This is a genomic window from Shewanella sp. SR1, from assembly GCF_020447145.1.
Classification (GTDB): Bacteria; Pseudomonadota; Gammaproteobacteria; order Enterobacterales; family Shewanellaceae; genus Shewanella; species Shewanella baltica.
This window is the reverse complement of record NZ_JAJAEF010000007.1, coordinates 197,037-219,569: the sequence shown is the minus strand read 5'-3', so window position 1 is coordinate 219,569 and position 22,533 is coordinate 197,037. Positions and strand designations below refer to the sequence as shown.

19 protein-coding genes are annotated in these 22,533 nt (G+C 45.4%); 10 read left to right on the top strand and 9 right to left on the bottom strand.

Features of this window, described 5'->3' with window-relative positions; all coding sequences use genetic code 11:
- The first annotated feature begins 87 nt into the window (after positions 1-87).
- From KV201_RS09145 to KV201_RS09120, 6 genes are all read left to right on the top strand, one after another.
- Complete coding sequence (locus tag KV201_RS09145) at positions 88-1,029, top strand: S-adenosylmethionine decarboxylase proenzyme (RefSeq protein WP_226059129.1); 942 nt, start codon at positions 88-90, stop codon at positions 1,027-1,029.
- A gap of 28 nt (positions 1,030-1,057) precedes the next feature.
- Entirely contained in the window at positions 1,058-1,696 is a 639-nt protein-coding gene (pdxH, locus tag KV201_RS09140; RefSeq protein WP_226059128.1) for a pyridoxamine 5'-phosphate oxidase, read from the top strand.
- Positions 1,697-1,778: 82 nt separating this feature from the next.
- A complete protein-coding gene (locus KV201_RS09135; protein WP_006081277.1) occupies positions 1,779-2,231 on the top strand; it encodes a YaiI/YqxD family protein in 453 nt (150 codons plus the stop codon).
- 155 nt (positions 2,232-2,386) lie between these two features.
- Positions 2,387-2,962 (top strand): YceI family protein, encoded by a 576-nt coding sequence (locus tag KV201_RS09130; protein WP_226059127.1) that lies wholly within the window; start codon positions 2,387-2,389, stop codon positions 2,960-2,962.
- 176 nt (positions 2,963-3,138) lie between these two features.
- The gene (locus tag KV201_RS09125; RefSeq protein WP_006081279.1) at positions 3,139-3,495 is read left to right on the top strand and encodes a DUF3802 family protein; all 357 of its coding nucleotides are present in this window, start codon (positions 3,139-3,141) and stop codon (positions 3,493-3,495) included.
- Positions 3,496-3,985: 490 nt separating this feature from the next.
- Positions 3,986-4,348 carry an STAS/SEC14 domain-containing protein gene (locus KV201_RS09120; protein WP_006086327.1) on the top strand — a complete coding sequence of 121 codons (363 nt, stop codon included), beginning with the start codon at positions 3,986-3,988 and terminating at the stop codon, positions 4,346-4,348.
- A 10-nt stretch (positions 4,349-4,358) separates the two neighbouring features.
- Here the strand turns inward: KV201_RS09120 and KV201_RS09115 are convergent, their stop codons facing one another.
- The 3 genes from KV201_RS09115 to nhaB all read right to left on the bottom strand — a co-directional run bounded on the left by KV201_RS09115 (position 4,359) and on the right by nhaB (position 9,390).
- Positions 4,359-6,989: a PAS domain-containing protein gene (locus tag KV201_RS09115; protein WP_226059126.1), complete on the bottom strand. Its 2,631-nt coding sequence runs from the start codon at positions 6,987-6,989 to the stop codon at positions 4,359-4,361.
- A gap of 182 nt (positions 6,990-7,171) precedes the next feature.
- Entirely contained in the window at positions 7,172-7,699 is a 528-nt protein-coding gene (gene dsbB / locus KV201_RS09110; RefSeq protein WP_071939277.1) for a disulfide bond formation protein DsbB, read from the bottom strand.
- An 89-nt stretch (positions 7,700-7,788) separates the two neighbouring features.
- Positions 7,789-9,390: a sodium/proton antiporter NhaB gene (gene nhaB, locus KV201_RS09105; protein WP_006081283.1), complete on the bottom strand. Its 1,602-nt coding sequence runs from the start codon at positions 9,388-9,390 to the stop codon at positions 7,789-7,791.
- A 301-nt stretch (positions 9,391-9,691) separates the two neighbouring features.
- Between nhaB and fadR the strand changes: the two genes are divergently transcribed.
- Positions 9,692-10,408 carry a fatty acid metabolism transcriptional regulator FadR gene (gene fadR, locus KV201_RS09100; protein ID WP_006081284.1) on the top strand — a complete coding sequence of 239 codons (717 nt, stop codon included), beginning with the start codon at positions 9,692-9,694 and terminating at the stop codon, positions 10,406-10,408.
- 82 nt (positions 10,409-10,490) lie between these two features.
- Here fadR and KV201_RS09095 read toward each other — a convergent pair whose 3' ends face one another.
- The 4 genes from KV201_RS09095 to sodB form a co-directional block, all read right to left on the bottom strand.
- Positions 10,491-12,017: a SpoVR family protein gene (locus KV201_RS09095; protein WP_126492163.1), complete on the bottom strand. Its 1,527-nt coding sequence runs from the start codon at positions 12,015-12,017 to the stop codon at positions 10,491-10,493.
- Positions 12,018-12,026: 9 nt separating this feature from the next.
- Complete coding sequence (locus KV201_RS09090; protein WP_226059125.1) at positions 12,027-13,295, bottom strand: YeaH/YhbH family protein; 1,269 nt, start codon at positions 13,293-13,295, stop codon at positions 12,027-12,029.
- 66 nt (positions 13,296-13,361) lie between these two features.
- Positions 13,362-15,296: a PrkA family serine protein kinase gene (locus KV201_RS09085; RefSeq protein WP_006081287.1), complete on the bottom strand. Its 1,935-nt coding sequence runs from the start codon at positions 15,294-15,296 to the stop codon at positions 13,362-13,364.
- Between the two features lie 285 nt (positions 15,297-15,581).
- On the bottom strand, positions 15,582-16,166 hold the full coding sequence (gene sodB, locus KV201_RS09080; RefSeq protein ID WP_226059124.1) for a superoxide dismutase [Fe]: 585 nt from the start codon (positions 16,164-16,166) through the stop codon (positions 15,582-15,584).
- Positions 16,167-16,390: 224 nt separating this feature from the next.
- Between sodB and grxD the strand changes: the two genes are divergently transcribed.
- On the top strand, positions 16,391-16,723 hold the full coding sequence (gene grxD / locus KV201_RS09075) for a Grx4 family monothiol glutaredoxin (RefSeq protein ID WP_006081289.1): 333 nt from the start codon (positions 16,391-16,393) through the stop codon (positions 16,721-16,723).
- A 148-nt stretch (positions 16,724-16,871) separates the two neighbouring features.
- Here grxD and KV201_RS09070 read toward each other — a convergent pair whose 3' ends face one another.
- A complete protein-coding gene (locus KV201_RS09070; protein WP_226059123.1) occupies positions 16,872-18,122 on the bottom strand; it encodes a uracil-xanthine permease family protein in 1,251 nt (416 codons plus the stop codon).
- Between the two features lie 216 nt (positions 18,123-18,338).
- Here KV201_RS09070 and KV201_RS09065 point away from each other — a divergent pair, with 216 nt between their 5' ends.
- Entirely contained in the window at positions 18,339-19,430 is a 1,092-nt protein-coding gene (locus KV201_RS09065; RefSeq protein ID WP_012088917.1) for a DUF2066 domain-containing protein, read from the top strand.
- Positions 19,431-19,497: 67 nt separating this feature from the next.
- Positions 19,498-20,208 (top strand): DnaA inactivator Hda, encoded by a 711-nt coding sequence (gene hda, locus KV201_RS09060; protein ID WP_006081292.1) that lies wholly within the window; start codon positions 19,498-19,500, stop codon positions 20,206-20,208.
- Between the two features lie 206 nt (positions 20,209-20,414).
- On the opposite strand, the gene KV201_RS09055 is transcribed toward hda, so the two are convergent.
- Positions 20,415-22,370 (bottom strand): hypothetical protein, encoded by a 1,956-nt coding sequence (locus KV201_RS09055; protein WP_226059122.1) that lies wholly within the window; start codon positions 22,368-22,370, stop codon positions 20,415-20,417.
- Between the last annotated feature and the right edge of the window lie 163 nt (positions 22,371-22,533).

Below are 22,533 nucleotides of genomic sequence, written 5' to 3'. Positions count from 1 at the left end.
ATATTTATTTATCGTCCGTGGGAGCTATTACGGTATAAAGGATGTCAACAGCAAGGGCGCATAGCGTTTAATGGGGTTAAGGATTTGATGTTTTTTGAAGGCTCAGAAAAGAAACTTGAGATCATCGTGGCGGCGTCTGCGCCGAATTTACGCGAACTCGATGTGAGCTTTTGGTCAGCCTTAGTCAATTGTGCCCATGCCGAGATTTTGTCGCAGATAAGTAATGCTGATTGCGATGCCTACCTGTTGAGCGAATCCAGCTTATTCGTATGGCACGACAGATTTGTCATGCTCACCTGCGGCAATAGCACTTTAGTAGATGCCGCTTGTTATTTTATCGATGCGCTTGGCGTATCTGCGATGGCGCTGGTGAGTTATCAGCGTAAAAACGAATACCAAGCCCACCTGCAAGCCAGCAGTTTTGCCGATGATGTTGGCAAGTTGCGTCAGCGTATCGCGGGTAAGGCAATGAGAGTGGGGCATTTAGACAGTCACCATCATTATTTTTTCTGCTCTGACAGTGATTATCGAGCACCAAAGGATGATCAAACCTGTGAGCTGTTGATGTACCACATTTGTGGCAAGTTAGCCGAATATCTAAATGGTGGCTCGCAAAGCAAAGATGAAATTTGCGCCGCACTCGAACTTAACGATTTACTCCCCGAATTTGAGATTGACGCCCATTTATTTGACCCCTCAGGTTTTTCGATGAATGGCCTCTGGGGCAAATATTATGTCACCTTGCATATCGCGCCCCAAAGCGAGAATGCCTGCGCCAGTTCCTATGTGAGCTTTGAAACGAATCTTGATTTAGCCCAGTATCCGCAAGAGCTCTTGGGGCGGCTATTAGCGCTGTTTTCTCCCGTCAGTTGGGACACTATCGGCTTTAATACCTATGACTCAACGCAGGGATTTCCTGCCCATTTATGCTTAGGGCGTGGCTCATTAACGACCGAGCAAGGTTATGACATTAGTTTTAGTCACTATCAGCAGCTTGATGCTGAAGTGCTGATCCCTGAATTCATGTAATTTTTTGGCATTTGTTTAAGGAAACCCCATGACAGATCTGAGTGATATCCGCCGCGAGTATGCTAAAGGCGGCTTAAGACGTGCCGACTTACCGCAAAACCCGATGGACTTGTTTGAATTGTGGATGACGCAGGCGAGGGATGCGGAACTTAGCGATCCAACCGCCATGTGTGTGGCGACTGTGGACGAACACGGCCAACCTTTTCAACGGATAGTGTTACTTAAGCGTTTTGATGACACTGGCTTCGTGTTTTTTACCAGCTTAGGCAGCCGCAAAGCCCAGCAAATTGCCGCCAATAATAAAGTCAGTTTGCATTTCCCTTGGCATCCTTTAGAGCGCCAAGTATCTGTGCTCGGAGAAGCGCAGGCGCTGTCTACCGCCGAAGTGCTTAAATACTTTATGACCCGTCCTAAGGACAGTCAAATTGCCGCTTGGGTGTCGCAGCAGTCGAGTAAACTCAGCGCGAGACAAGTACTTGAAGGTAAATTCTTCGAAATGAAGGCTAAGTTCGCCAAGGGCGATGTGCCTTTACCCAGTTTTTGGGGCGGTTACTTAGTCAGACCTTCGAGTATCGAATTTTGGCAGGGTGGAGAACACAGGCTGCATGATCGTTTTATTTATACTCGCCATGATGCTGAGTGGGAAATCGATCGTTTAGCGCCATAATACGCGCATAGTTCTGCATAGTTCTGCATAGTATTGCCTAAAACTAAGCCTGTGAACCTAACACCAACAGAGTTAAAAGACATTGAGTGATTATAAAATTTGGGTTGATGCGGACGCATGCCCTAATCCCATTAAAGAAATCCTGTTCCGCGCGGCGGAGCGTAAAGCTTTGCCGCTGGTGCTGGTGGCCAATCAAATGATCCGTGTACCGCCATCGCCCTATATCAGCCAAATTCGCGTTGGTGCGGGTTTTGATGTGGCGGATCAATACATTGTCGACCATGTCGAGCCGACGCATTTAGTGATCACCGCGGACATTCCCTTAGCGGCTTTAATCATCGAAAAGGGCGCCTTGGCACTCAATCCCCGCGGCGAGCTTTATACCGTCGATAACATAAAACAAAAGCTGACGATGCGCGATTTTATGGAAGATTTGCGGGGTTCAGGTGTGCATACCGGCGGGCCGGATTCGTTTTCCCAAGCGGATAAACAGGCTTTTGCCAATAGCTTAGATAAATGGCTAGTTAGAGTATGAAGCATAGTTTACTGGTCGCTAATGGATAAAAAGAGTATCTTTAGCTTAAGTTAGGTGATGTGGGTCACGTTTAACTGGGCAGGATTTTCGCCTGCTGCAGATGTCGATTTGCTTTACTGCATGGCTTTTAAACTCACTTTTTGAGGACTGATACGATGAAAAAATGGATGGGAATTGTCGCCTTATCGGCTATGGCCAGTTTTAGCTGCGCCGCGCAATGGCAAGTGATGGATCAAGATTCGCGAGTCAGTTTTATTTCGGTAAAGAAAGGTGACATTGGTGAAGTCCATCACTTTAAACAACTCAAAGGTACGCTAAAAGAGGATGGTCAATTCGAATTAACCATTCCGTTAATTGGCGTGGCTACAGGTATTGATGTTCGTGATGAGCGGATGCAGAATTTATTGTTCGAAGTGGCTTTATATCCTGAGCTCAAACTATCGTCTCAAGTTGACACTAAGATGCTAAAAGATCTTGGCATTGGCGAGACTAAAGTTGTTGATATCGATGGTAAAATTGCATTGCATGGTAAATCGCAAACTAAGACTTTTTCGGTTATTATCACTAAAGTTTCTGATAACAAGCTGTTAGTGAACAGTTTTCAGCCGATAATTGTGAATGCCAATGAGTTTGATCTTGTCGCTGGGATTGATAAATTACGTGAAATTGCGGGTTTATCGAGTATTAGCCAAGCTGTTCCTGTGTCATTTGTACTAACCTTAACTCAGTAACTTCAATAAGATTGGTGTAGATCAATACGTCGGTTATCGAAGATAGGCTAGAGTTGAATAAGTGGCGTATGCTGGATCTCGATGAGAAGCCGAACTTTCGGCTTCTTTGATATTTCCGATTGTGGTATTAATAGCACCACAGTAGATATTAAGTTAATGAGTTTAAAGGGTAAAAAATGGTCACAGATAAAGATGGTTACATGCATTTGGTCCAGTATTTAACTGAACATCTTGGCTTATTTGAAACACCAAATTCTGAGGTGATTTCAGACGATACTGTGATGGAATTATTTGAAGAGCAATTGTCGGCGCAGATCATTATGGTGTGTGGTCAAAATCCGTCATTGTCTTTCACGCAGCGCAACATGATTATCCGCGAAGTGGATGCGATAGTATATGATTTAGAAGAGATTTTAGCTTCGGTTGCCAATCATAAAGCCACGCCCGCGCAGACGTTATTTATTACCGAATTTTCCGGTTTAATTAAGAATTTGTTCGATCAAGAAATCGCTAAACAGCAAGTCAGCGCCTAGTCAGAAGGGCGCTCTAGCTTTGAGTGGCAAGCGTGCTGGCATTAAAATTAAGGTGTAATTTCAGCTCGTTGTAACAGTTAGTGTTAACGGCCTATTTTAACCGTCATGTTTTTGCCGCTTGATTGCCACGCTTGATTGCCACGCTTGAGTGCCATGTGTTTCCTCACCTTGAATCTAGTCTTAAGTCGCTGCGCGAGTTAGCGTTAAGCTTAAAACATTTGGTGTGAGGCTATATCTGCTATCCGTTACCCTTCGAGTTATTCTACTTTTCATCACTTTTCATCACTTTTTAGTCTTGTATTGCCACTTCGCTTTGTGACTTTTTCTGCTGGCTGACACTTAGCTCGAGTGATTTTAAAACTTGAGTGGTGAGGACTAAATCGGCTGAGCGTAAAATAAACCACTCTTTTCCTGCATTTATTTCATTGTCTGTGTATCTTTAGTGTGTGAGCTTTAACAATTTTCTTCATGTATTGATAAGGAGTGTTCAATGCTAACGATCTCTTCGGGCCATGCCCATGACATATTAGCAGTCGTCGCATCCGGTCGTGTTAACCATGAGGATGTTGAAGGTTATCTGGTTCCCGCCATTGAAGCTAAGTTACAAGATCACGCCAGTATTCGCCTCTGGTACGAGTTTTCCCCTGAATTTGAAGGCATATCCGTCGCTGCCCTGTGGGACGATGCAGTACTCGGCTTATTTCACTTAAGTGATTTCTCAAGAGTGGTGATGATTGCTAACCAAGCTCAAACAAGCGCTATGGTCAATGCGCTTGCCTGCATGCTGCCGTGCCCTGTAAAGGTATTTGCTGCCGATGAGCAAACCCAAGCAAAAGCATGGCTTGATCAGTAAGCCGACTTCTTTATTGCGACGCTAAGCTTGTACTAAGCGGCCAATGACACTGTATGTGTGTGCCTTGGTTTAACTGGCTGCTGATGGTAAGGCTGCCATTAAGATCGTTTTTGAGCCACAGATTGATACAGGTTAAGGTTCCGAGGCAGAGTTCTTGCTCCAGTTCCTGTCGCAATTGCGTGAGCTGCGCCTCCGTCATACCAATTCCATTATCGATAATACTGATCTGCAGCACGTCGTTCGATTTGTCGATGGCGATGGTGATTTCACGCTGTTCGTTGTGAGTCTTAAAAGCATGATTCAAAGTGTTAGTAATTAAGCGATAGAAGAGTTGCAGATATTGCCAAGCAGGGCCATCGATGATGATGTTTTCCTCGCAATCAAGCACTATCTCTACGTTTGCTTTCGCTAATTGCACTTTTAACAAACCTAAGAGATGGCGCATAAATTGCGCGAGGTGCAATGGACGAATATCGTTTTGATGATTGGTTAACAGCTGGGCAATATGCCGCAGTTTCTCTGCCTGAGTCACCATGATTTCAGTGATCTGAGTTCTGTAATGTGCCTCGTCCGTTTGCTGCAGTTGGCAAACTTTGGCGAGTAGCTGATCTTGCTCATGCATGATCTGCGTCATCATTTCAGCTAAGAAGTTTTGCATTAGCTGTTGGCTTTGTTCACGGCTGAGATTGAGTTGATGATGCTTCTCAAGCAGTTTAGTTAATGCTTCTTGCTCTTGGTAAAGCTCATTATTATGTTGATTGATAAGGCGAACTTGCTCTTGTAGATGATTGAGCGTCTCGACTTGCCCTAAAAGTAATTTTTCCTGTTCTTGCTCTTTAATCTTTTTCAACGTGATATCAAAGGCGATAGCGCCGACCGCAATCACAGTATCGTCATCATCTTTGATCTTAAATTTGGTCACGATGTAAATAAGATTTCCCAGTGGCGAGGAGATGGCCTCTTCAAAATTAATGGCTTCGTTATTGTGCAGTACGCGCCGATCATTTTGTTGATACTCGTGGGCAAATTGGCTGGGAAATACCTCAAAATCCGAGGCGCCAATAATGCGTCTGCGTTCTATGCCTAAAATTTCACAATACTTGTCATTCACCAGAATATATTTGCCGTGCAGATCTTTGACATAGATAAGATTTTGGGAAAATTTCAGCAAAGCCCTTAGTTGTTCCTTATGGCGCTTTAATTCAAGTTGGAATAGGTTCTGACTCTGCAATTGTTGCTCTAGGGCAAGATTACTGGCATCTAAACTCGCCATGGCCACTTCAAGTTGTTGAGTGCGCGACAGGAATGTTTTGGCTAATAAGCCAATTTCGTCGTGACTGTCTTTGGCTTTAAGTTCAATTGATGCGGAATCATTACGCTTTAGGGCTTGGACGATTTCAATAATCGGGGTAATAAACAGCCGGTGTTGGAGCAAGAATAACAGGATCAAGCCTAAAAGCTGGATGCACACTAAATAAATACCAACCTTTTCAACTAAGTGTTTGGCGGTATCTTGCAGCGGCGAAATCGGGGTGACAACTAACACTTTCCAATAAGTATTGGGCATCAAAAATACCGAAACCAGGGACGCCGTTTTCAAAATGGGATCATGGGCTAAGGTCACTGAGGTCAGTAATTTGGGGGTGTTGAAATGGTTTAAGGCATTGTTATTGACGATGGCGGCTAACATGTCGCGCTCATCTTGATGACTTAGTCGAGTCAAATGTTGCATCTGTTCTTGGGTAAAGACGCGCTCGGCCACGGCTTCTTCGATAAAGGCTTTATCCGCATTGTGTAATGCCGCTTCGATGGGGCTGAAGTCTGGCTGCTGGTCAACGAGATGATTAAAAGTGACAAAGGTGTGGCTGGTATTGGCTTGATGCTGAAGATTATTATTGCCATGGGGATAGGCGAGTACTTGGTTTTGATGATCTAAGGCAATGACATAACCCCTGACATCGACCATAGCATTGCGTAATAGGGCATTGAGCTTTTCTAAGCTGATATCCACAGTGGCAGCACCAATAAACTGATGGTCCATCCACATAGCACCAGAGGCCGTGATCATGGACTCATGGGTGGTGGGATCGAAATAAGATTTTGACCAGAAAATTTTGCCCGCAGGGAAATAGCGCGTCGGGCGATACCATTCTTCGGTGTGATAGCTAGGAAACGTATCCTTGTTATAGCTATCAATCGCGACTAACTCGTCGTTTACATTATGGGCCCAGAATAGGCTATCGCGAAATTTTTGCTGATTAAACGCGCCGGGTTCTGGCCAGACGCCACCGCCAGAGATAATACGCTGTTGGTTATCGAGCGTCAGCAAGCTGGGGATGGTTTTCACCAGTTGTTCATGATCATAGCGATAAAGTTTTGCAATACTGGAAATGGAGCCGACCACGGTTTCGACCTGTGAAGTCATTTCCTGCAGTTTGGCGATGATTAACTGGCCATAGTTCTGGTTTAACACGGCTTGTTGATCAAGCACTTGTTGACGCTGAATGCTCAGAATGACCCAAGCTGTGCTGCAAATCAAAATAGCGGCAATGACGAGTTGGATAAGGCTAAATTTGAACGGCAAACTGTTTTGCCATTGGGTTAAGGCTGTGTGTGGCTCAGATGTCGAACTTTTTCCCATAATCACCAGGTTCCAAATCACCACTTTTCATTGAGCCAGTGTAGCGCGTTCTCGCTGTTTTGCTATTGGCATATGTCTAAGTTGCGGGGATTGAATGGGATTAGCGGCGGGGATAGGTCGTAAACTGTGAATAAAATCGCTAATAAAAAGGCAGGGTTGATCCCTGCCTTATCTCAAAGTCGTTATTTATAAAGAGAAGGTTTATTTGAACCACTCAGGATAGGCACAATAAAGAGTAACCAAGCCACTAGGAAGCCACTGAAAGCCACTACCATCCATTCGGCCATGGTCACACCCATAAAGACCCAAGGCACATCAGTACACATGCCAGTAGGCATCATAATGGAAGGGAACCATTCGTGTAATGGCATCCAAGCTGGGAATTCAGGTAAGAATGAACACGTTGAGAAAGGCGATGGGTTGGTTTGCATGTCTACCAGCGATAGCGCTAGCTTTAATCCCCAAGTCGCACTGACTGCCCAAACAATGGCCGCGAGAATCCTCACGATTCGATATTTTGGCGCCGTCATGCCAATAAGGCCCGCTGCTAATATACCAAATACAGCAAGTCTTTGATAAATACACATAACACAGGGGTCGAGTTTCATTATATGTTGAAAATACAGTGCGCTTAACTCTAAGCCTAGGGCTGTGCCTGCGAGAATAAACCAAGATGAACGGGAATGGGCAAAGCGAGTAATAACAGTCAAAGTGAGCTCCATATCAACAAAAAACGCCCTCAGACATGGGGCGTTTTTTGGACTCTACTTATTTAATAAAGTTCAGTCAATAGAGAAGATTAATGTCCGGACACTGTGCCCAACACTTCTTTTGCACTGTGATGGATGATTGTATGGGAATCATAGAAATATTGAGTGGCTTGTTCTAAGAATCCCGTTTGGATCGCCATAACGCCCACAATGGATAGCACGATAGTGTAGGGCAATGCCATCCATACCATTCTGCCATAGGATAAGCGGATCAGCGGTGCTAAGGCTGACGTCAGTAAGAACAAGAACGCCGCTTGACCATTAGGTGTCGCCACCGAAGGTAAGTTAGTTCCGGTATTAATCGCAACGGCCAGTAAGTCGAATTGATCACGGGTGATTTGGCCGTTAATTAATGCCGCCTTCACTTCATTGATATACACAGTACCGACGAACACGTTATCACTCACCATAGACAATAATCCGTTGGCGATATAGAAAATCACTAACTGGGTATTGCCTTCATAACCCAGTGCCCATTGGATAACGGGGGCGAATAAGTGTTGATCGATAATCACGCCAACAACCGCAAAGAACACTGCTAATAATGCGGTAAAAGGCAGTGCTTCTTCAAAGGCTTTACCGAGGGCATGCTCATCGGTGACGCCGTTAAAGGCTGTGGTTAAAATAATCACAGAAAGACCAATCAAGCCCACTGAAGCTAAATGCAAGGCAAGACCTGCGATCAACCAGACACCCACTAGCGCTTGGACGATTAACTTCATGTTGTCTTTGTTGGTACGGCGCGCATCTTCATGGGCGGCATATTCACATAAGATCCGATGAACGGCCGTTGGTAATTTAGCGCCATAACCAAAAATGCCAAACTTTTCAACTAAGTAGCAGGTTAGGATACCAGAAATCAATACAGGGACTGTAACAGGTGACATACGTACGGCGAATTCACCAAACTGCCAGTTGGCCTGTGCAGCAATGATCAAGTTTTGAGGTTCGCCCACCATAGTACATACGCCGCCGAGTGCAGTACCGACACCCGCATGCATTAACAGATTACGCAGGAAGCCACGGAATGCACCGAGTTCTTCTTCGTTTAACTGATCTTCGCCCGCAGCGTTTTTACCTTCGGAGGTATGATCGTGATCGGCGCCGAAATCTTTTCCAGAAGCGACCTTGTGGTAAATAGAATAGAAACCCACAGCGACCGCGATAATCACGGCAATAACCGTTAACGCATCTAAGAAGGCAGATAAAAACGCCGATGCCAAACAAAACATTAGTGACACTAAAACTTTAGAACGCACTTTGGTAATAATTTTCGTGAAGCCAAATAGCAGCAATTGCTTCATGAAATAAATACCAGCGACCATAAACACCAAGAGTAATAATACTTCGAGGTTGGCTTCTATTTCATGTAAGACTTGGCTTGCCGATGTCATGCCAATTGCGACAGCTTCAATTGCTAATAATCCGCCAGGCTGTAATGGATAACATTTTAATGCCATTGCTAAGGTAAAAATAAATTCAAGCACCAATACCCAGCCGGCCACGAAGGGGTCGACATAGAAAAAGAGTAGTGGATTGATAATTAAAAATGACAGTATTGCGGTTTTGTACCACTTAGGAGAATTTCCTAAGAAGTTCCCAATAAACGCCTGACTCATTGTCGCCGGCATGGCAGCCTCTCTTCTAATTATGTTAAAAATTGCACGTGTTTAATATCAATACCTGCGTTTGTTAAATCAGTCTAGCCTAAAGAGAAAGCTAATGTAACGAGATACTGATACCCACATTTCAAAAAGCGGAGCTAATCGGCAAAATTGACGTTTGTTGCCTTGATCTTGGTCGTTTTTTTGAGCGATTGTGTGACATTTACACGGCGATAACACAGTGAATTTAAGTGAATGGTTTCCATTTTTTACCGCTCTGGTATGATCAGTGACCATTACGACGCACAACAACTGGATAAGTGGGCTGATGATTATCAATGCCAAAGGACCTGCAAGTTTTGCAGAGAAGTATATTGTGAGATCCATTTGGGATAATAAATTTCCTCCAGGGTCCATTTTACCGGCTGAACGTGAGCTTTCGGAATTGATAGGTGTGACTCGCACCACTCTGCGTGAAGTGCTACAGCGCTTGGCCCGTGACGGTTGGTTGAAAATCCAACACGGTAAACCAACGCGAGTGAACAACTTCTGGGAAACTTCAGGCTTAAACATTCTTGAGACGATTGCCGATCTCAATCCCGAAGGATTTCCGGTATTGGTTGACCAACTCTTGTCGGCCCGTACTAACGTCAGCGCTATCTATTTCCGCGGTGCTTTGCGTTATAACCCAGACACGGCTGTGGATGTGCTCGCCAAAATTCACCAACTTGAAGATACGGCTGAATCCTATGCTGAATTTGATTATTTATTGCATCACACTTTAGCTTTCTCCTCTGGGAATCCACTTTACGTATTGATATTAAATGGATTTAAGGGATTGTATAGCCGAGTCGGTCGCTATTATTTTACTAGTTCCGATGCGCGTTTATTGGCTTTGAACTTTTACAAAGAGTTAGAGCTACTGGCTCAGGCGAAAAATTATCTCGACGTCCCTGCGCTGATGCGCACCTACGGCATGAACAGCGGTAAGATGTGGTTACAATTACGCGATGATATGCCCGCGTCTATCGCACAGGATAATTAATTGCTGCGATTGATGTCGCATTAAAATAGCGATAAATACATAAAAGCCGTTTCCAATGGAAACGGCTTTTTTATTCGGTTTATTATTCTGGTTTAGCCGCTTCAGGGCAGGATGCTAATACTGTTACACTCGCATCCTCATTTTTTTGCTCTAAGGTGACAGTGAAACCCCATAATCTATGTAAATGCTTTAATACTTCTTTATGGCTGCTGGCTAAGGGAATATCGTTATTTGGCACATAACGTAAGGTCAAGGATCTATCACCGTTGATCTCTACATTATGCACTTGGATATTCGGCTCAATATTCGACAAGTTATATTGCTGCGATAATAACTGGCGAATATCTTGATAACCTTGTTCATCGTGAATCGCCGATACCGACAGATAATTGCGTTTCTCATCATCATGGATACCAAACAACTTAAATTGGCGGATGACTTTTGGTGAAAGATATTGGCTAATAAAACTTTCGTCTTTAAAGTTCTGCATTGCAAAGTGTAAGGTTTCAATCCAATTGCTGCCGGCAATGTCGGGAAACCAGGCTTTATCTTCATCGGTCGGATTTTCACAAATACGCCGAATGTCAGTAAACATCGCAAAGCCTAAAGCATAGGGATTGATGCCACTGTAATAGCGACTGTTGTAGTCGGGTTGGGCAACCACGCCCGTATGGCTTTGCAAAAACTCGATCATGAAGCGGTCAGTGACCACGCCATCATCATACAAGTGATTCAAAATAGTGTAGTGCCAGAAGGTGGCCCAGCCTTCATTCATCACTTGAGTTTGTTTTTGCGGGTAAAAATATTGCGCCATTTTACGTACAATGCGGATAATTTCCCTTTGCCATGGTTCCAGTAAAGGGGCATTTTTCTCAATGAAATATAAGATATTTTCCTGCGGTTCGGCGGGGAAACGACGTTTCTTCGATTGTGACTGTTCATGTTGCTGGGTCGGAATGGTGCGCCATAAATCATTCACTTGGCTTTGAAGGTACGCCTCGCGATCTTTTTGTCTTGCTTGTTCTTCTCGGAATGAAATTTCTGAGGGGCGTTTATAGCGATCGACACCATAGTTCATTAGCGCATGGCAGGAGTCGATGACGCTTTCGACCTGTGCAACGCCATGTTTTTGCTCGCAATCACTGATGTAGTTTTTAGCAAAAACAAGGTAGTCAATAATCGAGCTGGCATCTGTCCATGTCTTAAATAAGTAGTTGTTTTTAAAAAAGCTGTTATGTCCGAAACAGGCGTGAGCGATCACCAGCGCCTGCATTGTGATAGTGTTTTCCTCCATAAGGTAGGCAATACAGGGGTTAGAATTAATCACAATTTCGTAGGCAAGTCCCATTTGGCCGCGCTTGTAACCTTGCTCGGTTTCGATAAAACGTTTGCCAAAGGACCAATGGGTGTAACCAATGGGCATACCAATGCCCGCATAAGCATCCATCATCTGCTCAGCTGTGATGACTTCAATTTGATTTGGGTAAGTGCTGAGCTTATACAGTGCTGCTACCCGTTCAATTTCCTTGAGGTAGTCCTGCAGTAGCTCGAAGCTCCAGTCAGGACCATCGCTCAGTGGTGTCCAAGGTGTTGATTTAGTTATCCCCATAGTGCCCCCTTAAACCGCTTGTTTCTTGAATAGCTCCCTAAAGACAGGGTAAATATCTTCGGCTTGACGTATGTGCTGCACGGCGATGTTGTCGTAATGCTGTTGCAGGGATTCATATTCACGCCACAAGGTTTGATGGGCGCGATTGGTGATTTCGATGTAGCTGTAGTAGCGCACCAGTGGCAAGATTTTTTGTTCTAACAATTGCCTACAGGTTGGTGAATCGTCGGCCCAGTTATCACCGTCGGATGCTTGGGCTGCGTAGATATTCCATTCATCAGCGGGGTAGCGAGCTTGTTGAATTTCATGCATTAATTTCAATGCACTGGACACTATGGTGCCGCCCGTTTCTTGGGAGTAAAAGAACTCGTGTTCATCGACTTCTTTGGCTTGGGTGTGGTGGCGAATGTAGACCACTTCTAAATTTTTATAGGTACGGGTGAGAAACAGATACAGCAAGATATAGAAGCGTTTTGCCATATCTTTAGTTGCCTGATCCATAGAACCAGACACATCCATCAAGCAGAACATCACGGCTTGGCTAGAAGGGATTTCCCTTTTGGAATAGTTATTAAAGCGTAGATCGAAGGTATCGATAAACGGCACTCTGGCAATCTTTTGTTTTAACTCCTCAATTTGAGCTTTTAAATCCAAAATCAACTCGGCCTTAGTGCCTGGAATATTTTCGAGTTCGGCAAGTTCTTGTTCTAACTCTTTTAACAATTTCTTTTTACTGGCCGACATCGCGATACGACGTGCCAGTGATGAACGTAATGAACGGACAATATTGATGTTAGCGGGGACGCCATCATTGGTGAATCCCGCACGGTAGATTTGGTATTCCACCAGTTTATTAAGGCGATTTTTTTGTAGATTGGGGAGTTCTAAGTCCTCAAACAATAATTCTAGATACTCATCCTTAGAGATTTCGAACACAAAATCATCGTCGCCTTCACCTGAATTTGAGGCTTCACCTTTGCCCGAACCGCCGCCAGCTCCACCAGGTGGCCGGTCAATTTTATCACCACGGGTAAATTGGTCATTACCGGGATGCACTCTGTCCCTGACACCGCCTTTGCCTTGGTGAAACATAGGTTCACTGATATCCCGGGTGGGGATACTGATTTTTTCGCCTTTATCTACATCCGTTACGCTGCGGCGAGTCACTGCATCGCTGACGGCTTTTTTAATTTGTTGCTTATATCTATTGATAAAGCGTTGGCGGTTTACTGTGCTTTTTCCTTTCGCATTCAACCGTCTATCGATAAAGTTCGCCATACGCACCTCCCAAAACCCAGCGAAGGCTTTGGCAATACCAAAGCCCTGTACTTAGTTAGCGCAAGTTTAAGAAGATTTACGAACCCGTAAATACCACTCAGACAAGAGTCGGACTTGTTTCTTGGTATAGCCTTTCTCCATCATACGATTGACGAAATCATCGTGTTTGCGTTGATCGTCGTTCGATGTTTTGGCGTTAAAGGAAATAACAGGCAGTAAATCTTCTGTGTTGGAGAACATTTTCTTCTCGATCACAGTGCGAAGTTTCTCGTAACTGGTCCAGAGCGGATTATTACCCTCATGGTTCGCGCGGGCGCGCAGCACAAAGTTGACGATTTCATTACGGAAATCTTTAGGATTGCTGATCCCCGCGGGCTTCTCAATCTTCTCAAGTTCAGCATTGAGGGCGGCGCGGTCGAATAGCTGACCCGTTTCTGGATCGCGGTATTCTTGATCTTGGATCCAAAAATCGGCGTAGGTGACATAGCGGTCGAAGATATTTTGGCCGTATTCAGAGTAAGACTCTAAGTAAGCGGTTTGAATTTCTTTACCGATAAACTCGACGTATTTAGGGATCAAATAACCTTTTAGAAACTCCAGATAGCGTTCGGCGGTATCGCCGGGGAACTGCTCTTGTTCAATTTGCCGTTCGAGCACATAGAATAAATGCACTGGGTTAGCGGCGATTTCTGAATGGTCGAAGTTAAATACCCGCGACAAAATCTTAAAGGCGAAACGGGTGGATAGCCCATTCATGCCTTCATCGACACCCGCGTAATCACGGTATTCTTGGTAAGACTTAGCCTTAGGATCGGTATCTTTCAGGCTTTCACCGTCATACACCCGCATCTTAGAGTAAGTGGAGGAGTTTTCAGGTGGCTTGATGCGCGACAACACACTAAATTGCGCTAGGGTTTCTAAGGTACCTGGCGCGCAGGGCGCTTTTGATAACTCAGAGTTGATCAGCAGTTTTTGATAGATTTGCAGTTCTTCCGAAACCCGTAAACAGTAGGGGACTTTGACTATGTAAACACGGTCGAGGAAGGCTTCGTTGTTTTTGTTGTTTTTGAAGGTTGACCATTCTGATTCATTTGAGTGAGCCAGAATAATCCCGCTATAGGGCAGGGCCGATAAGCCTTCAGTGCCGTTATAGTTGCCTTCTTGCGTCGCAGTTAGTAGTGGATGCAGCACTTTAATCGGTGCCTTAAACATCTCGACGAATTCCATCACCCCTTGGTTTGCGCGGCACAATGCACCCGAATAAGCGTAAGCATCGGCATCATCTTGGGAGAAATGCTCAAGCTGACGAATATCCACTTTACCGACGAGGGATGAAATATCTTGGTTGTTTTCATCACCGGGTTCTGTTTTTGCTATCGCCACTTGGTCCAGAATCGATGGAAAAACTTTCACCACCCGAAATTTGGAGATATCGCCACCAAACTCATGCAGACGTTTTACCGCCCAAGGCGACATGATGGTTTTGAGATAGCGGTTGGGAATGTTGAATTCATCTTTTAACAGCTGACCATCTTCTTCTAAATCGAATAGACAGAAGGGATGATCGTTGACAGGGCTACGTACCCCATTTGCGCTCAGAATATAAATGGGCACTTTTTGCATGAGGGCTTTGAGTTTTTCGGCGAGCGATGACTTACCGCCGCCCACTGGGCCCAGTAGGTATAAAATTTGTTTGGATTCTTCTAATCCTTGAGCCGAGTGCTTTAGGTAAGCCACGATTTGCTCTATGGCATCTTCCATGCCGAAGAAATCTTTAAATGCGGGATAGCGTGAAATAAGTCGATTCGAAAAAATACGGCTAAGTGTTGGATTTTTTGCGGTATCAATGACTTCTGCTTCACCGATTGCAAGCAGTAGTCGCTCTGATGCTGACATGTAAGCGCTGCGATCTCCTTTGCAGATATCCAGAAACTCTTGCAAAGAATATTCTTCATCGAGTTTTTGTTCGTAGCGCTTTTGGTAATGCTCGAAAATGCCCATATAAACCCCCTGAAACGCCAGTGATGTCATGGAACGGATAACTGGCTAGCCAGCCTCCTACTCTAATCTTAGACATAAACTCACTATCTGTGTCAAAAAAATATCAAATAAAACAATAACAAATAGTTGCAAACGCAATTATTGCACTTGTAGTTTACGGTGGGGCAATCAGCGGGATAAGTGATGGACGGCAAACGAGAGGCATAAAAAAAGAGCCACTAGGGCTCTTTTTACTGGGATTAACCCACTGCTCATTAAAGCAGTGACAACGTTAGGTTAAATGAATTAACCAGCGAAGTTTTGGTTAACGAAGTCCCAGTTAACTAGTTGCCAGAAGTGGGCAAGGTAGTCAGGACGCACGTTACGGTAATCGATGTAGTAAGCGTGTTCCCACACGTCAACTGTCATGATTGGCGTTACTGAGCTGTCAGTCAGTGGCGTTGCAGCATTGCTAGTGTTGACGATAGCAAGTTTGCCATCGGCTTTTTTCACTAACCATGTCCAAGCGCTACCGAAGTTGTTTACTGCTGAATCAGTAAATTGTGCTTTAAATGCGTCGAATGAACCGAAAGCAGCATTGATTGCATCAGCAACTGGGCCTGTTGGCTCGCCGCCAGCATTTGGTGCTAGGCAGTTCCAGTAGAAAGTGTGGTTCCACACTTGAGCTGCGTTGTTGAATACGCCACCCGTAGAAGTTTTGATGATGTCTTCTAAAGATTTGCCAGCGAAATCAGTTCCTTCGATTAAGCCGTTTAGCTTAACAACATAAGTGTTGTGATGCTTGCCGTAGTGGTATTCAATGGTTTCTTGAGAAATGTGTGGTTCTAGTGCGTTCTTTGCATATGGTAATGCGGGTAATTCGAAAGCCATTAGTATCTCTCCATGGTCTTAGGTTATCGTTTTTAAACGTGCTCACTTAGGACTATTGTACCGATAAAATTTGTGATGTGAATCATTGTTTAGCTAATTGACTAGATAGACGCCATCGAAAAATCAAATGTCGGCATAACCTTACAAACTGTGGGATTTTGTTCTGCCTCTAGCTGACGTACAATAGTCGCATTGAGTCAATGTCATCCTACTTAGGAATCAAAATGGAAACAGTAGAGAAAATTAAGCAGCAGATCACGGAAAACCCTATCATTGTTTATATGAAAGGCTCTCCTAAGTTGCCTAGCTGTGGCTTCTCGTCACAGGTAGCTCAGATCATGATTAACTGCGGTGAGCAGTTTGCATTCGTGGATATTCTTCAGCATCCAGACATTCGCGCAGAATTACCTAAGTTTGCTAACTGGCCGACTTTCCCACAATTGTGGGTCGAAGGTGAGTTGATCGGCGGCTGTGATATCGTCGTGGACATGTTCCAAAAAGGCGAATTACAACCTTTGATCAAAGCCGCTGCGGCTAAGATCAAGACTGAAGAATAAGCGTTAATGCTTTTTTTATAAGTATGAATGAAAAAGCCGCCATGATTAATATCACGGCGGCTTTTTTGTCGCTGTTTTTCAAAGAGCAATCGCTACAAAAAACATGACAACAAACACTTCAATAAAACGACGATTCCTCAAACAACGACTAGTGAGGGGTGATATCAGACTCATTGTGTTTATCGTGTGGCTTGGTCGCGGGTAATAATAAGTTCATGGTAATAGCGACAATGCCGCACAAGCTGATACCGGTCAGACTGAATGAACCTATGCCAAATGCCATGCCGCCGATACCAAATACTAAGGTGACACCGACAATGCTTAAATTACGCGGCTCAGACAAATCCACATGATTGCGAATAAGGGTGTTGAGACCAACGGCTGCAATTGAGCCGAATAACAAACACATAATACCGCCCATGACTGGGACAGGAATGGTTTGCATCAGCGCACCTAATTTGCCGACGAAGGCCAACGTGATGGCAGTAATGGCGGTCCAAGTCATGATTTTTGGATCAAAATTGCGCGTTAAGGTCACTGCGCCTGTCACTTCTGAGTAAGTGGTGTTTGGCGGGCCACCAAAGGCTGCCGCCGCAATTGTGGCAATACCATCACCTGTTAGCGTGCGGTGTAGTCCCGGTTTTTTCATAAAATCTTTACCTGTGACATTGGATATCGCCAGAATATCGCCAATGTGTTCAACCGCCGGAGCGATTGCGACTGGGATCATAAAGGCGATGGCATGCCAGTTAAATTCGGGTGCGACAAATTTAGGAATCGCAATCCAACTGGCGGCAGTCACAACCGCAAAGTCAACAATACCAAAGGCAAGGCTTAAGCCGTAACCCACGATAATCCCCGCTAAAATTGGCATCACTCTCAGTAAGCCCTTGGCAAAAATCGCCACTGCTATGGTGGTGCAGAGTGATGCGAGTGAAATAAATAGCGCAGTATTGGTGTCAACGAGGGTCAAGCTACCATCGCCACTTTTACCTAAGGCCATATTCACGGCGACAGGTGCTAAGCCAAGGCCGATGATAATGATCACAGGACCCACTACCACAGGCGGTAACAGCCTATGGATGAAGTCGGTGCCGCGCACTTTGACCAAGGCGCCGAGCATGACGTAGACCACGCCCGCGGCCATAATGCCGCCCATGGTGGAGGGAATGCCCCAAGTTTGCACGCCATAGAGTATGGGGGCGATAAAGGCGAAGGAAGAGGCAAGGAAGATAGGCACTTGGCGTTTAGTGATCAATTGGAACAGTAGGGTGCCGATACCTGCGGTAAACAATGCCACACTGGTGTCGAGTCCTGTCAGCAGCGGCATTAGCACTAGGGCACCGAAGGCTACAAACAGCATTTGCGCGCCCTGTAGGGGGATAGCGAGTCGTCTCATTTATTATTCTCGTTAATTTTAGGGTAAACCGCCAAATGATATCAGTTTGTTGGATTTTGAGCAGAAGAAAATCGCCCGTTTTGCCGACTCGGATCACTGTTTGGATTTTCCGTGCCATGGTTGGTACGGAAATGGGGCTAAATTTTGCCAAGACTCGCTTAAGGCGCTAACTATGGTACAATTTGCCCCATCTGACGTTACTTCAACTACTCAAAGATGCTGAAATTCCTATTGAAGCCGAGCTTAATTGCATTTCTATATTGTCTGTTCACGATTAATAGCGTCAATGCTGTTGAGGTGAGTAAATTAGATGAGGCCAATGTGCCTGTGTCTTCGCGCGCGGTTGCAGAACGCGACAAAGCCTTAAAAAGTGCGCTTGAGCAAGTCATTATCAAGAACACTGGCACGGCGCGATCCCTCGACAATAGCCTGATCCAATCTCAGCTCAGTAATCCTGATACCTTGCTGAGCCAGTATGGTTATATCGAGCAGAATGGCCAATTACTGTTAACTGCCAGTTTTGAACACCGTCGCATCGTGGCGCTACTGCGTCAGGCGCAATTGCCCGTTTGGGGAACACAACGCCCGCTGACCTTATTTTGGGTCGCAATGCCAGGCGATGGCGACACTATGATATTGGGTGACTCGTCTGCGTTAGCCGAACGTAAACTCTTTAGTGATTTTTCCGATGCTCGCGGTATCCCAGTATTGCTGCCAATCTTAGATCTTGATGAGTTGATGGGGATTAACCCTAACGATATCAAAGGTATGTTTGCCGATATCGTGGCGAGTGTCTCTGGCCGTTATCAAGCTGACTTTTTGGCATTGGTGGCGATTGATGCCGCTGGCAGCCAAGTTCGTTACCGTTTAAATCTCTATACTAAGGCCACCATTGACTCTTTGACGCCACCGTTATTCAGTTACAACGGCACCGCTGAAAATTCGACTCAAGCGATTGAAGCCATGATGGCGGCGTTAGGCGAATACTATTTTACTAAGTATGCCATTGCTGATACTGGTACACAGCAAGGCGCGAGTGTCACTTTTGTGAATATTCAAAAAATGGCGCAACTAGTTGAAGTTGAAAAATATTTGAAGCAACTCAGCGCGATTAAAAATGCCACGTTAACGCATATTCAAGGTCATACCGTGACCTTCTCGCTAGATTTGTTTGGCTCAGAAACGGATTTACAACGTTTATTAAGCTTAGAGCCGCGAATTTCTGTGGTTGCACCTGTGAGCGCGGGGGAATTTAGCCCAGTCTCTAACCAAACAGGCAAGCCTGTGTATGAATGGCGTTTACCTTAAGATGTTATCGGCCGTGCTTAGCCATGCTAAGTACGGCATTGTTTTTATTTGATATTGAGAAGACCGAGTGCCCTTAAACTCACCTCTGCAACTCTCGTTACCTGTGCATTTGCCAGACGACGAAACCTTTAATAGTTATTACCCTGCCGCGGGTAATGATGAGCTTATTCAAAAACTGAGAGCCAATGCCGAAGGGCAGGGTGAAGCCGCCATTTATTTGTGGGGCCCAGTCAAATCGGGTCGAACCCATTTAATGCATGCCGCTTGCGCCCACGCCAATGAAGTAGAGCGTCGCAGCTTTTATATTCCATTAGGCATACATGCGAGTATCTCGACCGCATTGCTTGAAGGACTAGAACAGTTAGATTTAGTCTGTATCGATGATGTCGATGCCATCGCTGGTCACCCCGTCTGGGAAGAAGCGATTTTTGATCTCTACAATCGCGTCGCCGAACATAAAAATTGTGCCTTAGTGGTCAGTGGCAGTTCGTCTCCTGCGGATGCGGGTTTCCTGTTACCTGATCTCGTTTCACGTATGCAGTGGGGTTTGAATTATCAACTGCAACCTATGGCTGATGATGAGAAACTTGCCGCACTGCAACGCCGCGCCGCCATGCGTGGCCTGCAATTACCGGAAGACGTGGGACGTTTTTTGCTGAACCGAATGGCGCGGGATTTACGTACCTTGTTCGATGTATTGGATAAGTTAGATAAAGCCTCATTAGTGCACCAGCGCAAGCTCACCATTCCCTTTGCCAAAGAGATGCTGCATCTTTAAAAGCATGATTGGATAGAGACATGGTTTGAGTCGGCTTTTGGCATGTTTTGAACATTCTTTTGAGTTAGTTGTGAGTTGGTTTTGAATTAGCGTTGAGCGATGAAAACGCTAAACATTGTACTATCCATTAAGCGTAAAGCCCAAAAATCAAAAGCCCGTCATGCTGAATGCAGACGGGCTTTTTGTTTATCTAAAACTTAAACACTCTATTGCTGAGGATGTCGGTGACGGTCGCCACTTAAGTGAAGTTCAGGCTCAAAGCGTGGCAGCACATCGTTTGCCGGTGCATTGTTTTGGCCTTTGAGCTGCGCATTCGCAGGTGATATGGCGAGCGTTTGACGCCAGCTTTGACCTTGTGTCATGGCAATCGGCTCGGGTAGGCTTTCAATCAGACTGATGCCATCAAGCTCTGGCAGAATTTCATCAATCAGCAGTGCGGCGCGATTTTCTAGGCTATCTTGTGCAATTCGACCTCTTTGTCCCCAATCAATAACCAGCGTATCAGCGGTTAACACTGCAGGTTTATTGGTGACGGCGACATCACGCAATATTTGATAGCGATAACTCATCATGGCTTCTTCAAATAGCATAGCTGTGTCTTCACGGGTACTGGAATAGGCATAGAAGTCGCTGGCGATATCGGTAGAAAAGAATGTACTCACATCCGACGGCTGATAGGCTTTTTGCACATTATTCGCCGCAGCGCCGAGGAAACGGACATTGGCAAGCCCCATCATTTCAGTGCTCATTAATGGATAGCTGGTGCTGACTTGATCAGATATCAGGCTCTTGTTGGCATTGCGGCGACTGTAATCATCTAGCAGTCTTGGCCCTGTGAGTGAGGCATGTACGCTGCGGGGGAAGAAGTCATTGGCATGGGCTAGCTCGTGATACAGCAAGGAGGCTAGATCGGGATTGATTTGCGCTAATGTTCGGTCTGCTCTGACGGCGATAGGTACGCCAAGTGACGCATATTGATTGTCTTTCACATAACGCCAAGGCATCACAAAGTTAAGATCATCACCGAAATTACTGCGGTAATCCGGCGCCTCATTAATGGTGTCACGCTGGCTTGGCGTAAGCCATAAATCGTCGGGATCGAGATAAATCGCTCCTGTAACTACCCAATAGAAGGAAGGGCGCACGTCATAGCTAATCACCACGGCCGTGACGGATTGTAACAGGCGAGCAAAATCGCTGTTGGGGTCCATCTGAGCTAAAAAGGCGGCAAAGTTATCGCCCATCCAGTCGTGGGAAACCAGTACACGATTAAGAATGGTCTCGCGATTTAGATCGCTTGAGGTTTGTCCTATCAAAGGTAAGGTATTGATAGTGCAACTATCATTGAGCTGATTAGAGTAAACACAGCCCGCTAGCACATTGGCGTAAGGCGAGGTGGGACGATAGGCGTGAGTGCGCGCCACTGGAGTATCGAAATACTGCGAGCTGATCGCCGGCGCGGCGGTTGTTAGCACAAAAGCATCATCACTGAGTGGATTACCGTTGATGCTGGCGTTCACTTTGAGCCGAGTGATTGTATCTTGGGCGACTGATGGCGCGGTAAATAAAGGTCTAAATGGGTCGCTCAAATCGACCATTAAATCTGGGCCAGACGCCACGCACCAAGAGATATTCGCTGCGCTTAATCCTGATTGTTGTCCAAGCCTTAAGCTAACATTATTACCTTCAACCACTTGGTGATCTTGGCGGACGTTCAGTACACCCGTCGATGCGGGATCGACATTAATGCCGATTTCTCCGCTGACATCTAGATTACTTCCCGTGACATGTAAGCTAAAACGGTAGCCGCCTGCAGTGGGAGTATCAAAGGCTAATACCGGGCTGTTTTGACTGACTAATTGTATGATAGGTCCATCGATTTGCTGCCAGCGAAAGGTTAAGTTTTGGCTATCGCGATTCAGGATGTTGGCAATGATGGCACTGGATTGACCTGCCACATAAGTCGGTTCAGTTTGAAAACGGATTGAGGATGATGTGGTAACAAGAAGTGGCGAAATGCTATCTGTGCAGCGTGGCAGTGAGGTGGAGGGGGGCGTTACTCCGCCATTATCTGTGTTGCTGTCTCCACCGCCTCCGCACGCCATGAGTAGGCTTGAGCAGGCCATTAATCCCAAAAGCTTCAGTGGCATCGATATCCCCATTACAGCATTCTCCCTTGTTAACTCAGCAGTGCGATTAGACTTTTTGTGACTCACGGGATACTAAGGCCCCATGATGAGAAACTGACTATAGCACGGGGATTAAGTTGCAAAAAGTCAGTGTAAGTATATTAAGTGTTAATTTTGCTGCGGTTTAACTGTCCGT